General features: G+C 33.1%; 16 protein-coding genes and 1 tRNA gene. 11 read left to right on the top strand and 6 right to left on the bottom strand.

Annotated elements, in window-relative coordinates:
- Positions 1–727, top strand: a 727-nt coding sequence (locus RM538_RS09925) for a tail fiber domain-containing protein (protein WP_311333275.1), incomplete at its 5' end; no start/stop codon positions are given.
- Here RM538_RS09925 and RM538_RS09930 read toward each other — a convergent pair.
- The gene (locus tag RM538_RS09930; RefSeq protein ID WP_311333276.1) at positions 719–1,246 is read right to left on the bottom strand and encodes a DUF1697 domain-containing protein; all 528 of its coding nucleotides are present in this window, start codon (positions 1,244–1,246) and stop codon (positions 719–721) included. The two genes, RM538_RS09925 and RM538_RS09930, sit on opposite strands and share 9 nt — an antisense overlap.
- 1 nt (position 1,247) lies before the next feature.
- On the bottom strand, positions 1,248–2,474 hold the full coding sequence (locus RM538_RS09935) for a BaiN/RdsA family NAD(P)/FAD-dependent oxidoreductase (protein ID WP_311333277.1): 1,227 nt from the start codon (positions 2,472–2,474) through the stop codon (positions 1,248–1,250).
- Between the two features lie 47 nt (positions 2,475–2,521).
- Between RM538_RS09935 and RM538_RS09940 the strand changes: the two genes are divergently transcribed.
- Positions 2,522–3,556, top strand: coding sequence for an endonuclease/exonuclease/phosphatase family protein (locus RM538_RS09940; RefSeq protein ID WP_311333278.1), 1,035 nt, complete (start codon positions 2,522–2,524; stop codon positions 3,554–3,556).
- A gap of 14 nt (positions 3,557–3,570) precedes the next feature.
- Positions 3,571–4,146, top strand: coding sequence for a pyridoxamine 5'-phosphate oxidase (pdxH, locus tag RM538_RS09945; protein ID WP_311333279.1), 576 nt, complete (start codon positions 3,571–3,573; stop codon positions 4,144–4,146).
- 54 nt (positions 4,147–4,200) lie between these two features.
- Here pdxH and RM538_RS09950 read toward each other — a convergent pair.
- Both RM538_RS09950 and RM538_RS09955 read right to left on the bottom strand, forming a co-directional pair.
- Positions 4,201–4,282, bottom strand: a tRNA-Leu gene (locus RM538_RS09950).
- Between the two features lie 47 nt (positions 4,283–4,329).
- The gene (locus RM538_RS09955) at positions 4,330–5,037 is read right to left on the bottom strand and encodes an aspartyl/asparaginyl beta-hydroxylase domain-containing protein (RefSeq protein ID WP_311333280.1); all 708 of its coding nucleotides are present in this window, start codon (positions 5,035–5,037) and stop codon (positions 4,330–4,332) included.
- Between the two features lie 71 nt (positions 5,038–5,108).
- On the opposite strand from RM538_RS09955, the gene RM538_RS09960 reads away from it, so the two are divergent.
- Complete coding sequence (locus tag RM538_RS09960; protein WP_311333281.1) at positions 5,109–6,497, top strand: dipeptidase; 1,389 nt, start codon at positions 5,109–5,111, stop codon at positions 6,495–6,497.
- 105 nt (positions 6,498–6,602) lie between these two features.
- Positions 6,603–7,337 carry a hypothetical protein gene (locus tag RM538_RS09965; protein ID WP_311333282.1) on the top strand — a complete coding sequence of 245 codons (735 nt, stop codon included), beginning with the start codon at positions 6,603–6,605 and terminating at the stop codon, positions 7,335–7,337.
- Here the strand turns inward: RM538_RS09965 and RM538_RS09970 are convergent.
- On the bottom strand, positions 7,334–7,918 hold the full coding sequence (locus tag RM538_RS09970; RefSeq protein WP_311333283.1) for a PhnA domain-containing protein: 585 nt from the start codon (positions 7,916–7,918) through the stop codon (positions 7,334–7,336). The genes RM538_RS09965 and RM538_RS09970 overlap by 4 nt on opposite strands.
- A gap of 98 nt (positions 7,919–8,016) precedes the next feature.
- Here RM538_RS09970 and RM538_RS09975 point away from each other — a divergent pair, with 98 nt between their 5' ends.
- The 5 genes from RM538_RS09975 (at position 8,017) to RM538_RS09995 (ending at position 13,770) form a co-directional block, all read left to right on the top strand.
- A complete protein-coding gene (locus RM538_RS09975) occupies positions 8,017–9,264 on the top strand; it encodes a hypothetical protein (protein WP_311333284.1) in 1,248 nt (415 codons plus the stop codon).
- Positions 9,265–9,345: 81 nt separating this feature from the next.
- Positions 9,346–9,711: a BlaI/MecI/CopY family transcriptional regulator gene (locus RM538_RS09980; RefSeq protein WP_311333285.1), complete on the top strand. Its 366-nt coding sequence runs from the start codon at positions 9,346–9,348 to the stop codon at positions 9,709–9,711.
- Between the two features lie 2 nt (positions 9,712–9,713).
- Positions 9,714–11,675 (top strand): M56 family metallopeptidase, encoded by a 1,962-nt coding sequence (locus tag RM538_RS09985; RefSeq protein ID WP_311333286.1) that lies wholly within the window; start codon positions 9,714–9,716, stop codon positions 11,673–11,675.
- A gap of 186 nt (positions 11,676–11,861) precedes the next feature.
- Entirely contained in the window at positions 11,862–12,962 is a 1,101-nt protein-coding gene (locus RM538_RS09990; protein ID WP_311333287.1) for a DUF4407 domain-containing protein, read from the top strand.
- Between the two features lie 139 nt (positions 12,963–13,101).
- Positions 13,102–13,770, top strand: a complete 669-nt coding sequence (locus RM538_RS09995; protein WP_311333288.1) for a peptidoglycan DD-metalloendopeptidase family protein — start codon at positions 13,102–13,104, stop codon at positions 13,768–13,770.
- Here the strand turns inward: RM538_RS09995 and RM538_RS10000 are convergent.
- Positions 13,767–14,660 carry an ATP-grasp domain-containing protein gene (locus tag RM538_RS10000; RefSeq protein ID WP_311333289.1) on the bottom strand — a complete coding sequence of 298 codons (894 nt, stop codon included), beginning with the start codon at positions 14,658–14,660 and terminating at the stop codon, positions 13,767–13,769. The genes RM538_RS09995 and RM538_RS10000 overlap by 4 nt on opposite strands.
- 63 nt (positions 14,661–14,723) lie before the next feature.
- Between RM538_RS10000 and RM538_RS10005 the strand changes: the two genes are divergently transcribed.
- The gene (locus RM538_RS10005) at positions 14,724–15,158 is read left to right on the top strand and encodes a YybH family protein (RefSeq protein WP_311333290.1); all 435 of its coding nucleotides are present in this window, start codon (positions 14,724–14,726) and stop codon (positions 15,156–15,158) included.
- Positions 15,159–15,201: the final 43 nt, after the last annotated feature.

A 15,201-nucleotide genomic window follows, 5' to 3' on the forward strand; every position in this document is an offset into this window, starting at 1 on the left:
GAACTCCGCTATTTCCTTTCAAGGATCCTCCTCTTCGGGTAACGAGAGTTTTGCTGCTGGGAGTGGAAGTGTCGCAGCTGGAGATAATTCTCATGCATTTGGAAATGCTGTAACAGCATATTCTTTTGGCGAAACCGTAGTAGGTTATGAAAGTGCCTCTTACACTCCTTCTAGCACTACTATTGCTATAGGCTCTGATAGACTTTTTGTTGTAGCCAACAATACTACAAATAATGCTTTAAATATTCTAAAAGATGGTAAAATGGGAATCTCAAGATTACCTACTACAAACATCCTAGAAATTGAAGGCGATGCTTCAAAAACTACTGCTGGCGACTGGCTAGCAAATAGTGATGCTAGATTAAAAAGGAACATTGAGACCTTTTCTGAAGAAAAAGCATTGAGTCAACTTTTAAAAATGCGCGGTGTTACTTACCAATGGAATGACACTCAAACAGGAACTAAAAGACCTAAAGGAAAACAATATGGTTTTATAGCACAGGAACTTATGGGTGTGTTCCCAGAAAATGTAAAAAAGGATAATCTTGGATTTTATCAAACACCTTATGGCACTTATGATGCTTTGTATGTACAAAGTATTAAAGCTTTACATAGTAAAGTTGAAAATTTAGAACGTGAAAATGCGCAATTAAAAAAGCAAATTGAGGCTATTTATACGATGCTATCAAAAGATAAAAACACAGAGGTAAGCACAGGTTTAGATTGACAAGTCTAGTATTTTGTTAAGCGTATTAAAGTTTCTGGAAGTAGCGTTTACTTGTAATTTCTTTTCAAAAGAATTCATACTAAACTTTGTTTTTCCATACCCAACTGAGCTATAAAAGTAAAGGCAGTTATCTTTTATTACTATTTCTTCATTTGGATAGGATATTTTATTGACTTCTTCAGCTAAATGCTTAGCTGGAGTTTCTGAAAATATAACAAAGTAACTTTTCTGTTTTTTTTCTTCAGTAAAAGGACAGTTTTCTAGGATGATTTTAACTTCAGAAATTGTTAAAACTAAAACAGGTACTTCCCAACCAAATTTTGATTGAATTGCTTTGATAATTTTTTGAGATAACACACTTTTTGTTTCCTCACTTTTAAATAACCAGTTGCCAGTATGTAAATATACTTTTGGTTCATTAAGCCCTAGCTGATTAAGCATATCTAGCTGTTCTGTCTTTAAAAACCTTTTATGACCTCCAACATTAATGCCCCTTATTAAAGCAACATATTTTACCATATTAATTTGAAATTGATTGAGCAACTATATAACCTCCTGTCCAAGCATTTTGAAAATTAAACCCGCCAGTAATTGCATCTATATTTAATACTTCACCAGCAAAATAAAGATTAGAGTTAATTTTACTCTCAAAAGTTTTAAAGTTTACTTCTTTTAAGTTTACACCCCCAGCAGTTACAAATTCTTCTTTAAATGTACTCTTCCCTTCTACTTGAAATATACTTTTCGTTAGCATCTCTGAAAGTTTTACTAATTGTTTTTTTGTAACATCTGCCCAAGTTTGAGTTTCTGGAATGGATGCAGCTCTAAGTAAATTTTGCCATAGTCTCTTTGGCAAATCAAACTGAGCATATTTTTGTAATGTTTGTTTTGGGTTTAGACGTTTTAATTCCAATAGTTTCTCCGTTGCATCTTCTAGATTAAAATACTCTAACCAATTAACTCGAATTTTAAATTTATAGTTAGTGGGCTCTAAAATACGTGCTCCCCAAGCAGATAGTTTTAAAATAGCTGGGCCACTCATACCCCAATGAGTTATAAGCAAAGGCCCTTCACTAGTTAATGTTACTTTGCCTTTTTCAGATAAAACTTCTACTGTTACTTCAGTAGTGATTCCTTGTAAATCTAGAATAGACTCCTCTTTAATATTAAAAGTAAATAATGATGGTACAGGCGGAATAATGGTATGTCCTAAATTTTCTAGAAGTTTCCAAATTTTAGGATTACTTCCAGACGCAACTACAAGTTTTTTAGAACAAAAAACTTCAGAAGTTGTTGAAAGAGTAAAGCCTTCAGCAGTTTTAACTATATTTTTAACAGAAGTATTTTTAAGCACATCAATACCTAATCTTTTTGTTTCAGAAACGAAGCAATCTATAATAGTTTGAGAGCTATTACTAGTAGGAAACATTCGTCCATCTTCTTCAATCTTTAATTCTACTCCTCTTTCCTGAAACCATGCAATGGTATCTCCAGTCATAAAACTATGGAAGGGGCCTAACAGTTCTTTTTCTCCCCTAGGGTAGTTTTTGGATAAATCTTTAGGGATAAATTCAGCATGGGTTACATTACATCTACCACCACCTGAAATTTTTACTTTAGTGAGTACTTCTTTTCCTCTTTCTAAAATGGCTATTTTACAAGTTGGGTTTTGTTCTGCTGTATTTATTGCAGAAAAAAAACCTGCTGCTCCGCCACCTATTATTAGTATATCGTACTCAATATTCATATGTCAAAAATAGACATTATTAAAAGTAAAACTCGTAATTTTAAGGTATGATTGTACTGTACATAGTTTGTGTCTTTTTCTCTATTTCAGCTTTTTTACCAGCTATAGAGAATCCGCATTGGTTTTTTAGAACTGCAGATTTTGTAAGGCTACAATCCATTGTAATAGAAGTTATACTATTGGGGCTACTACTTCTTTTAGGTTGGGAACTATCGGTTTTTGAAATTATAGTTGCTCTAGGGTTACTCGTAAGCATTGGTTACCAATTACAAAAAGTGTTTAGGTATAGTTCAATTTATCCTAGAAAAAAACCGTCTTTCCCAAGTGTTGGAAAAGCATCAATATTTGCTGCCAATATATTACAGGACAATAAGAGTTTCAGTTCTTTTTTAAAAGAAGTTAATAAGTTTGATGCAGATTTAGTGTTAACTATGGAGTCTAATCAAGAATGGGAAAACAAACTTAAATCACTAGAAAAAGAATACCCTTATACTGTAAAAATCCCATTAGAAAATTACTATGGTATGCATTTGTATTCAAAAAAAGAATTGCATAATGTTTCTACACAATTTCAAGTACAAGATGATGTTCCTTCTATTTTTTTTGAATTTCTAATTGATACTAATAATACTATATTTTTTACGTGTCTTCACCCTGCTCCCCCTAGCCCAACAGAAAATGAAACCAGCAAAGAGCGTGATGCAGAGTTAATGATTACAGGGAAAAAAATTAGAAATCAAAATAAACCCACCATTGTATGTGGTGACATGAATGATGTTGTTTGGAGCCGAACAACTAGACTTTTTAAAAAAATGACAGGCATGATAGACCCTAGAGTAGGCAGGGGGTTTTTCCCTACTTATCATGCAGGATATTGGTTTATGCGTTTTCCATTGGATCATTTATTTCACACAGAAGATCTTTTTGTAAAAAAAATGGAGCGGTCAAAGTATTTTGGAAGTGACCATTTTGGGATGTATTACGAGATACATCTTAAAAAAAAAGCCAAAAAAGCTTCTAATCCTAAATTAGACAATAAAGAAAAAGTTATAATTAAAGAGATAATTGATGAAACTAAGTAATAAACAATATGTAAATGAACCCATTAGAGCTTTTTGAAAAGTGGTTTTCTGAAGAAAAGCAAGCCAGCAAACTAAAATTACCTGCAGCATGTTGTCTATCTACAATAGGATTGGATGGCTATCCAAATTCGAGGTTTGTTTCTTTAAAAGAAGTTACTGAAGAAGGATTTGTAATAACAGGCCCCTTAAACTCAAGAAAAGGAACCGAAGTCGAAGAAACTCCCAAAGCAGCATTATCTTTTTGGTGGACAGAGACACAACGTCAAGTACGTATACAGGGAGATGTAACAAAGGTTTCAACCCATAAAGCAAGAAAATATTTTAATGAAAGAAATCGATCCTCTCAAATAGTATCATTTGGATTTCAACAAGGAAAAAAAATAGAGAGTATTAAGTATTTACAAAATCAATTCAATCAAAAAATAATAGAATTTGAAGGAAAAGAAATAGAATGCCCAGAAACTTGGAGTGGTATTATTATTAAACCTACACGAATTGAGTTTATGAGGTTTAAGGAAACTAGACTTCACGAACGCAAACTTTACAGCAGGGTTAAAAACACTTGGGAAATTAGTATTTTACAGCCTTGATGTAGTAACAATAAAATAAAAAAGCTAACTCGTTAAAGTTAGCTTTTTTATTTGTGCGGGCGGGGAGACTCGAACTCCCACGCCGTGAAGCACTAGATCCTAAGTCTAGCATGTCTACCAATTCCATCACGCCCGCAAAGGGACGGCAAATATAATTAATTGTTTTAAAAGAAAAATTACTTTTTATTTATTTTTTAATGTTGTTGCAATTTCTCTTTGTAAAGTGGTTATTAGTTCTTTAGCTGCCTCATTGTCTTGAAGTTTTAATGCTTCAATCATTTTTCTTTTTGTTTTTATATCGTAAATAGGTTCCTTTTTTTCAAAAGAAAAGTCATACCCTATTTTTTCAAATAAGGTATCACTCCAATTATTTCTAATACAGTCCATAACGAGATGTACTCGCTGCGTAGCACCGTTATTCTCTACTCTGTGAGGTAAATTAAAGTTTCCATACCAACAACTCCCAACAGCCATTTTCACTAGTTTATTATTAATAAAAAACAAAACCTCATTATTTGTAATTATTGGTATATGAATTCTAAAAACCCCGTCTTCATAACCAAGATTTAAATCTCTATGTTCTTTAATTTTACTATTAGGCTCTAAATTTAGGATTCTAATAGATTCTTTTTCACATTTAAACTGACCTATAATTTCTTTAAAATATGAACAAGCATCGAGTAGTTTGGTATCTATAAAGTTATTATTAGAATGAGCTTTTATATCAGATATACTTCCAGAAGGAGAACGTAAGGAAATAGAACTCCATACTCCTTCATAATCACTACTATTAAAATGATCTGTAAATTTATTTTCTAAACAAATTTTAAAATCATTTACAAGCTCTTCTTCCAGAAAAGAAAAAGGTAATTTAAAGTAACTATTTTTCATATATCTAACATAAATAACAACAATAAAGTTAGTCAAAATCTTTATTTTTGAAGAAACACCAAAAACTGACTATGAAAAGTGCGAGACCCTATATACAAGAACACAAAGACCGCTTTATTGAAGAGCTTGTTCAGTTATTAAAAATCCCAAGTATTAGTGCAGATTCTGCTTACAAAGAAGATGTAATTAAAACTGCATCAATTATAAAAAGTAGTTTAGAAAAAGCTGGATGCGATACCGTTGAGATATGTGAGACACCCGGATATCCCATTGTATTTGGAGAAAAAAAAATTGATAAAAGCCTGCCTACTGTTTTAGTGTATGGACATTATGACGTACAACCTCCAGATCCAGTTGATTTGTGGGACAGCCCTCCTTTTAAGCCAGTTATTAAAAAAACAAAATTACATCCCGAGGGTGCTATTTTTGCTAGAGGTAGTTGTGATGATAAAGGGCAAATGTATATGCACGTAAAAGCGTTAGAGTATATGACTGCTACTAACCAGTTGCCGTGTAATGTAAAATTTATGATTGAAGGTGAAGAAGAAGTAGGTAGTGAAAGTCTAGGATGGTTTGTAGAACGAAACAGAGAAAAACTTGCTAATGATGTTATTTTAATTAGCGATACTGGAATGATTGCTAATGACATCCCAAGTATTACAACGGGACTTCGTGGGCTTAGCTATGTTGAGGTAGAAGTAACCGGCCCTAATAGAGATTTACATAGTGGTCTATATGGTGGCGCAGTAGCAAACCCTATCAACATATTAACAAAAATGATTGCTTCTTTACACGATGAAAACAATCATATTACCATTCCAGGCTTTTACGATGATGTAGAAGAGCTCTCGACAGAAGAACGTGCTAAAATGGCTGAAGCTCCTTTTAGTAAAGAAGCCTATTGTAAAGCATTAGATATAGAAGATGTCTATGGCGAAGCTGGTTATACAACAAATGAGCGAAATAGTATTCGTCCTACACTAGATGTCAACGGAATTTGGGGTGGATACATAGGCGAAGGTGCTAAAACAGTTATTGCAAGTAAAGCCTTTGCAAAAATTAGCATGCGCTTAGTGCCAGATCAAGATTGGAAAAAAATAACAGATTTATTTAAAGCACATTTTGAAAGTATTGCACCTAAAGGTGTAACCGTAAAAGTAAATCCACATCATGGCGGGCAGGCATATGTAACTCCAATTGATAGTAAAGGTTATAAAGCTGCCGAAAAAGCTTATGAATCAACTTTTGGCAAAACACCAATCCCACAGCGTAGTGGTGGTAGTATTCCTATTGTTTCATTATTTGAAAAAGAACTACAAAGTAAAACTATTTTAATGGGCTTTGGTTTAGACAGCGACGCTATTCACTCTCCTAATGAACATTTTGGCGTTTGGAACTACCTAAAGGGAATTGAGACCATTCCACAATTTTATCATTATTTTACTGAAATGAATACATAAAACTAGAAAGCCTTTCTGCATAGAGAGGCTTTTTTATATACGACAACTGCCGTATGGTTTAACAATACAATATCTCATACTTTGCTAACGTAAAACATTTGAGATATGAAAAATTTACTTTTTTTACTATTACTATTTTCAGTCTCTGTAATTCATTCTCAATACAAAATGAATTACAGAGTGGCTCCTCACAATCCAATACCCCTTCAATATACCACAGACCATTACCTTATTTATCACAAGGTAAAATCTATTAGGTATAAAAATGAAAATATTGATATGTTATTTAGTTTTGATGAAGAAGGAAAATCGACCACATTAGATACTGGTTTTGGGATAACAAAATATAATTATGATAAAAATGGGTTTTTAAAATCTGTAAAAACAGATTATACAAATGCCAAGTATAAAACTAATGCAGATGGCTATATAGTTGAAGAAAAATACTCTGATGGTTCTGGCAGTAAATATCACTATAATGAAAAAGGGCTATACATTCAAAAGGATGATTTAAGTACTGGAACTATTATAGAGCGTTACGGATATGACAACCTAGATAGAGTTACTAGTGCTATTTTCTATGATAAAAATACTGGGGCAATATCCCAAAGTAGTGTTTACAGCTATCAAGATATAGCAACACATACCGTAATTTCTGAAGCACTAACAGATGCCTATGGAAACAACTCTAACAACACATATTATTACACAAAAAGAGGAGAGTTATTAAGTACAGATTATAAAAATGATGTGGTTACTTATGACAAGAAAAGCAATCCTATCTCACATTATAAAAGTACTGAAGATGTTACAATCACATTTGATATAACTTACTATTAGATTTTCTTTACGTAGTCTGTTATAATAACTATTTGTTGTCCATCTACCTTCCCTTCAATGTAGGTTTCATTTTCATGGTCTAGCGAGATACGACGTACTGCAGTTCCTTGTTTTGCAATCATACTTGATCCCTTTACTTTTAGGTCTTTAATTAAAACCACGCTGTCTCCAGATTGTAAAATATTTCCGTTACTATCTCTATGAACAAGTTGTTTGCTTTTATCTTCTGCATCTCCAGAAGCAGCTGCCCATTCTTTCTCCTCTTCATCAAGATACATCATATCCAATAGGTCTTGGGGCCAGCCTTCGGCTTTAAGTCTGTGAAGCATACGCCAAGACAATACTTTTACACCAGAAACTGGGCTCCAAATACTATCATTTAATAACCGCCAATGATTTACATCTCTAGTATCTGCATCTTCAAGTTGAGATCTACAAATGCTACAGAGCCATAAGGAAGTTTCTACTTTTTCTTTGTAAGTTGGCGAATTTGGAATTTCATAAACCCCTAGTTTTTCTTCAGAAGAACAAAACTCACAAACATTATTTGCTCTCTTAGACACTTCTCGTTCTAAACTCATTTTTGATTGTTATATTTATATACAAATGTATTTTAAAATTTAGGAACGCAACGCACCTTTATGTATCTCGTCTATTTTAATACCAGAATAGCTAACTAATGAATTTCACTCAAGACCTTACTACTCCTTGGTCATTTTGGACCAAAGTTTTATTTCGTTTTATTTTTCTATACGCCACAACTTACATTTTCCTAATGTTTGGGAGTAGACTTTTTGAGGGGCTTTTTGTATGGATTGGAGAAAACATATTACATACTGAAGGTAAGTTAGAATATTTTATGACTGGAAGTGGAGACACCACTATGGCTTATATAAGTTTGGTTTTTCAAATATTTCTAATGGTTTTGGGAAGCATTATTTGGACTGCTATAGACAGAAAAAGAGTTTCTTACAACACACTATTTTATTGGCTTACTGTACTCTTAAGAATGTTTTTAATCTTTTTCATGTTTACTTATGGCTTTGTAAAAATTTATAAAACGCAGTTTGCTGGACCTTCATTAATGAGGTTATTACAACCCGTTGGAGATTTGTCACCCATGGGATTAGCATGGACGTATATGGCACAAAGTGAAGGTTTCAACATTTTTGTTGGCGCTATGGAAGTAATAGGCGGTTTATTACTTATACCAAGACGTACAGTAACATTAGGAGCTTTTATTACCATGGGGGTTATGTTTCATGTAGCTATGATGAATTTATTCTATGACATCCCCGTAAAGCTATTTTCTATCAATCTTTTTGTTCTAGCAGCCATATTGTTCTTTAAAGACATTAAAAGGTTTACAAACGTGTTTATTAAAAATAAAGACGCCATGGCTGTAAACTATTATACACCAGTTGTAGATAAAGTGTACCATAAAGTAATATTCTGGTTTAAGCTAGTTTGTACATTAGGCTTGGTGGCAATTATGTGTTTTCAAGGGTATAGCCGAGAAAGAAATTTTGGAGACAAACGTGAAAAACCAGAATTCTATGGTATTTGGGAAGTAACTCATTTTGTAAAAAACAGCGATACCCTACCTCCATTAATTACTTTAAACGATAGGTGGAGATATTTAGTAATTGACCAAAAAAATTACGCTAATGTAAAAATGATAAATGACAGTATTAACTATTATAGCTTTAAGCTTGACAGTAACTTAACAAAAGTTTCAATACGTAAAAGAAATGATACAACCGTCACCAACAACTTTACAATTCAAAAAAAAGATAGCCTTTTAACGCTTTCAGGGATTTTGGATAGTGACACCCTCCTTATTAAGTGTAAATCACGAGACTTATCAAAAATAAGGCTTATTAATCGTGGTTTTCATTGGGTAAACGAGTATCCATATAATAGATAATCAAGTTTTTTTAATCTCTACATTTGTAGAATTAAAAATTATATTCTACATTTGTAGAGTTAATTCTAATTTTGTAGAACAATGCAATTATCTAATGCTGAAGAACAACTCATGCAAATTCTGTGGAAACAGAAAAAAGCATTTATGAAAGACCTTATTGAAGGTTATGAAGACCCAAAACCTGCAACCACCACTATTGCAACCCTTTTGAGGCGTATGCAAGACAAGAATTTTGTAGGATATAAGCAATTAGGTCGTTCTAGGGAGTATTTTCCTTTAGTTAAGAAAAAAGACTATTTCTCTACTCATGTAAATGGGCTAATTAAAAACTTTTTTAATAATAGTGCTTCCCAGTTTGCCTCCTTTTTTACTGAAGAAACCAATCTAAGTAAAGAAGAACTTGAGGATTTAAAAAAAATCATTGATCAACAAATTAAAAATAAGTAGTCATGGAAATCTACCTCTTAAAATCTTCGGGCTGCCTTTTGGCTTTTTATATTTTTTACAAAGCGTTTTTTGAAACTACTAGTTTCCATTTTTTTAAGCGTTTTTATTTACTATTAGCTGTTGTACTTTCTTTTGGTATCCCATTTATAACATTTACATCCTATGTTTCACTTCCAATAGCCGAAACTAAAGCATTTGTAATTTCTGAAACATCAAATGTTGTTCCCACTACAATTATTGAAGAAAAAATAAATTATACTCCAATAATTTTATGGTCATTGTACTTCATAGGAGTTGCCATTTTTGGATTTCGGTTTTTTAGAAATCTAAATCAAATTATTTTAAAAATTAAATCCAACCCCACCCTAAAAGTTAAGAAATACACCCATGTTTTACTAGGTCAAAAAGTAGTCCCTCATACTTTTTTACGATATATATTTTTCAGTAAAAGGAAAATAGAACGTAATGAAATTCCACCAGAGGTAATTATACACGAAGAAGCACATGCTAAACAAAAGCACACGTTAGATGTTTTATTCCTAGAACTACTGCAAATCCTCTTTTGGTTTAACCCACTACTTTATTTTATAAAGAAAAGTGCCAAATTAAATCATGAGTTTTTGGCAGATGCTTCTGTATTACATCAAGGGTTTGAGCCTACAAAATATCAAAAAACACTACTGGCATTCTCATCAAATGCTCTAACGCCACAGTTGGCACATTCAATTAATTATTCATCAATTAAAAAACGATTTACAGTTATGAAAACACAAACATCAAAAAAGAATTTAGGTTTAAAGTCCCTTTTACTACTACCATTACTGGCATTATTACTGCACGGCTTTAGTACCAAAAAGGAGGTCTTTAATGAACCTACAGAAGTGATTACTACTAATCCTGACTTAACTGCACGAAGTATGGATATAAAAATACTGAATGATGGTACTTACGAGCTAAATGGAATTAAGACTGCCAAAAAAACATTAGCTAGAGTAGCATCTGGTTTTCATCAAGACATTAGCACAGAAGACCGCAACAACATTTTAAATATACACATTATACAACCCAAGGTAGTCCCTAATGAAGAAGTTCAATTTATATTTGATGCGCTCTGGGATTATGGGTTTTATAGGTTAGTTGCTGGAAATCAAGAAGTAGTTCGTGGAAAAGGAAACAGACCAATTGCTAATCCAAACACACAAAATTTATATAAGGATGAGTCCAAAAAAGGAGCTTCTCGAGAACAAATGAAAGAATATAACGCTCTAGCAAAAAAGTACAATGCCATTGCTATTGAAAAACGTGTTATAAAACTAAAAGACCTTGAACGTTTAGAAACGATTTATAGGCTAATGTCTGATAAGCAAAAGACAGATGCAGAACCTTTCCCAGAATGTTTACCTCCAAAGCCCAATAAAAAAAGTACAAGTACTCAAAAAACTTATGCACAAGAATACCTTGAAGGTGCTGAAAGAAATAACAAAAAAGCGTTTGTTCTAGAAATAATAAATAATAAAATTAAGCTCAATAATAAATATATTAAGTTAAAGGATTTTGCCCGTAAACTAGATGAGTACACAAAAGATTGGGAAGAAACAGATTACACATCGGCACACCCTTCTATACTAATTAAAGGTTCTTCTAAAGAATTTTTAAATAAAGTTGAGGCAGAGTTTCAAAAAACTCGTTACGCCAAAGCTAACGGAGGTTTTAAATTATTACCTCCACCACCTCCACCTCCACCAGCATTAGACAAGAAAGATCCACCACCACCTCCACCACCACCTGCACCACCAGTTCCATTAGATCATGTAATTGAAATGGCAAAAGAAGGAGCAACATTTTATTACAACAATAAAAAAATAACAAGTGACGAGGCAATAGGTATTGTAAAGAAGAACAAAAACATCAATATCTCGACAAATACTAATAATGGTACCCATGTTGTAAAACTTTCTAACTAGAATAAAAAACCCAACACAACATAGAATTGTAAAACCATTCCTCTTACTTCTTAAAGAGGAATGGTTTATTTAAAAAAGGAAAGGCTAAAATACTTTGAAAGTGTAAAGAAGATAATTCCAGTAAATGTGTAACAAAATCAAGAAATACACGTTCTAATAGTCTGTCAATCAAAATACAATCATACTATGTTACAACGTTTTTTTATCTTCTGTTCTGGTGCAGATACTGCTATTCTTGAAGACTGCTCTCCTGGAGAAAACACAAAATATGCTGGCATTGGTGCTACCGTCTTCTTTACGGCTGTTATGGCTGCAATTGCTGGCTCTTATGCACTTTATACAGTATTCGATAATTTGTTTACTGCCATTTTCTTTGGTCTCATTTGGGGCCTATTGATTTTTAATCTCGACAGGTTTATTGTTTCTACTATTAAAAAAAGAGACAATTTTTTTGACGAATTTTTACAAGCAACCCCACGTATTGCACTTGCTATTATAATTGCTATCGTTATTTCTAAACCATTAGAAATGAAAATTTTTGAAAAGGAAATTAATCAAGTTCTTCTTGAAGAAAAAAACGATATGACTTTGGCAAACAAAGATCAATTAGCCTTACAATACACCCCAGCAATTGACGCTCTTACTGCTGAAAACGAAGCCTTAAAGCAAGAAATAGCTGATAAGGAAACTTCTGTAAATGAGTTATATGAAACCTATATTGCTGAAGCCGAAGGACGTGCTGGAACCGAACTTCTAGGAAAAGGACCTGTGTACAAAGAAAAACGAGAAAAGCACGATGCAGAGTTAGCTGCTTTACAAGAATTACGTATTACTAATGCTGAAAAGATAGAAACTAACGAAGCACAAATGGCACTCCTTGCTAAAGAGTATCAAGATAAAGTTGCCGAGACGCAGCCAGTTATTGATGGTTTCGATGGGTTAATGGCACGTGTTAATGCTCTAGACAAATTACCTTGGCTACCTTCTTTCTTTATTTTTCTTTTGTTTTTAGCTATTGAAACTTCTCCAATTATTGCAAAGCTACTATCGCCAAAAGGAGCTTACGACTTAAAGCTAGAAGAAGAAGAAAGCGCGCTAAAATCTTGGGTAGCACAACAAAAAACACAACGTGATGTCCTTGTCACAACAGATAGAGATGTAAATAATCGCGTATATGCAGATATAGCAGAAGAACAAGAATTGTACGACTACAAGCGTAAAATTGCGCGCTCTTTACTACAAGATCAAGCCAACGCTTTTTACAAGAAGCAAAAGGGAGTTTTATAGGGTTTAAGAGTTTGTTTTAAAAAGCCTCATTGTTTATTTATTATCAAGTAAAGAAAACCGTGAGGTTTTTTTGTTAAAATTTCTGAAGGTTCCCTCTGCTCCATGAATTCCGAGTGAAATAAATATTTACCTTTGCCTGATGTTTCCAAAAACATCCTTACACACGCTCTTCCCTACTGTAAATTTTACAGAAATTACAGCTATTGACATGAGTGTAAATAGTGATTTCTTTAGAGAAGATCCTTTACATGAAAACCTAGACTTGGCTAGAGAAAAGATTACAAAATTTCAAAATAAATATCCAATGAGTTTACTGGCCAACGGATACTTAGAAGAACGTGCCTTTTACAATACTCCTAATTTTGAACGCACATTACATGGAGTAAAAGAATATAGAAACATCCACCTAGGAACAGATTTTTGGCTTCCCGAAAGCACAGCTGTTCATGTTCCTTTTGATGGTACTATTGTAATTGCTCATGATAATAATTATCATAAAGATTACGGTCCTTTATTGGTTTTAAAGCACGAGACAGAAACAGCTCCATTTTATACATTATATGGACATTTAAGTAAAGAGTCATTAGTTATTTCGCCTAAAGGGAAAAACGTTAAACAAGGAGAACTACTAGCTTATTTAGGTAGTGAAGAGGAAAATGGGCATTGGGTCTCGCATCTTCATTTTCAGTTTATTACTGATTTATTAAATGAAACTGAAAATTATAATGGCGTAGCATTTCCTTCAGAAATTGAAAAGTGGAAAAAACTATGTCCCAACCCAAGTGTACTTTTTGAAGAGGAATTTTAATTAAGCTCTTTACTAATCGCTTCAGCTAAAACAGTAGCGCTTTCTTTAGCATTGCGCAACCAGATTTCTGGATCAAGAAATTCCATTTCAGACAGATAACAAAGACCTTCATTGTCCCAAATAATATCAACTCTTCCATATATAGGATTCACAGGGCATTGAGCATTAGCAAACTCTGCAAATTTTATTTCATTATCTGTAGGTGTATAAGGGTGCACAGTCCCGCCAAAATCGTCTTGTACCCTAAAATCTCCCTCTTTGGCTTTCTTTAATATGGCGTGGGTAAATTTTCCTCCAAACACCATTAAAGACGCTTCACCCATTGTTGTAATTGTTTCTTGAAACTCCTGTACTAACATATCTCTTGTTTGTAAGAGCTCATTAAAAAGCTGTTCTTTATCTTCAAAATCTTCTTTTGAAACTACATAGGTATGGAACGCCGCTGCAGAAATCGCTGGTTTGATGACCATTTTTTGCCAGTCTCTTTTTTCTGAAATTTCTCGCAAAGTTTGGGTTGCTCCTTTATTTACAAATTCCGTAGGTACTATTCTTACTCCTTTTTTCTCTAAATTAGAGAGGTAAAATTTATGACTATTCCATTGCTGTAATGCTAGTGGATTGATAAGTTTTGTTTTGGTTGCTGCCACTTTCATCCATTTCGAGAATGCTTCAAACTTTTCAAAATAATCCCAAACAGTTCTAATAACAGCTACTTTAGTCTTTGACCAGTCATAATCTGGATTATCCCAATGGGTTCTCGCTACAGTAAAACCTTTTTCTTCAAGTGCATTTTTTAGTAAGTAGTATTCTTTTGCAATGTTTGCCGTATATTCATTTTCTTCAGAAAGCGTTAGGTATTGCTTAGCGGTTACAATGGTGATATCTGTCATTACAAAAGTTTACTTTATAAAAGTATAAAAAGGAAGTATCTTTAGCTGAAACAAATGTACACAATGAGAACTTTTTTCTTTCTTTTAATTTTTACAATAACAACAACATCTTGTATAGCGCAATCTACAGAAATAGAGGACAAAAAAGCTATTCTTGAAGTAATGAAAATTCAACAAGAAGCTTGGAGCGCCAATGACTTAGAAGGTTTTATGGATGGTTATTGGAAAAGTGACTCCTTAAAGTTTTATGGTAAAAGCGGACTCACAAAAGGGTGGCAACAAACGCTAGATAATTACAAAAAAGGATACCCAACAAAGGAGCATAGTGGCACCTTAAATTTTGAGATTGATGATATTTCAAAAATTGAAGATAATAGCTACTGGGTAATGGGCAGGTACTACCTTAAAAGAAAGGTTGGCGATGCTAATGGTAATTTTTTAATCATTTTTAAGAAGATTAACGGTGCCTGGAAAATAGTAGCGGATATGAGTTCTTAATTAGTTATTTACAGTAGATATTTTAGGATTATTTTAAAATAAG

Source organism: Patiriisocius hiemis (genome assembly GCF_031846325.1).
Classification (GTDB): Bacteria; Bacteroidota; Bacteroidia; order Flavobacteriales; family Flavobacteriaceae; genus Patiriisocius_A; species Patiriisocius_A hiemis.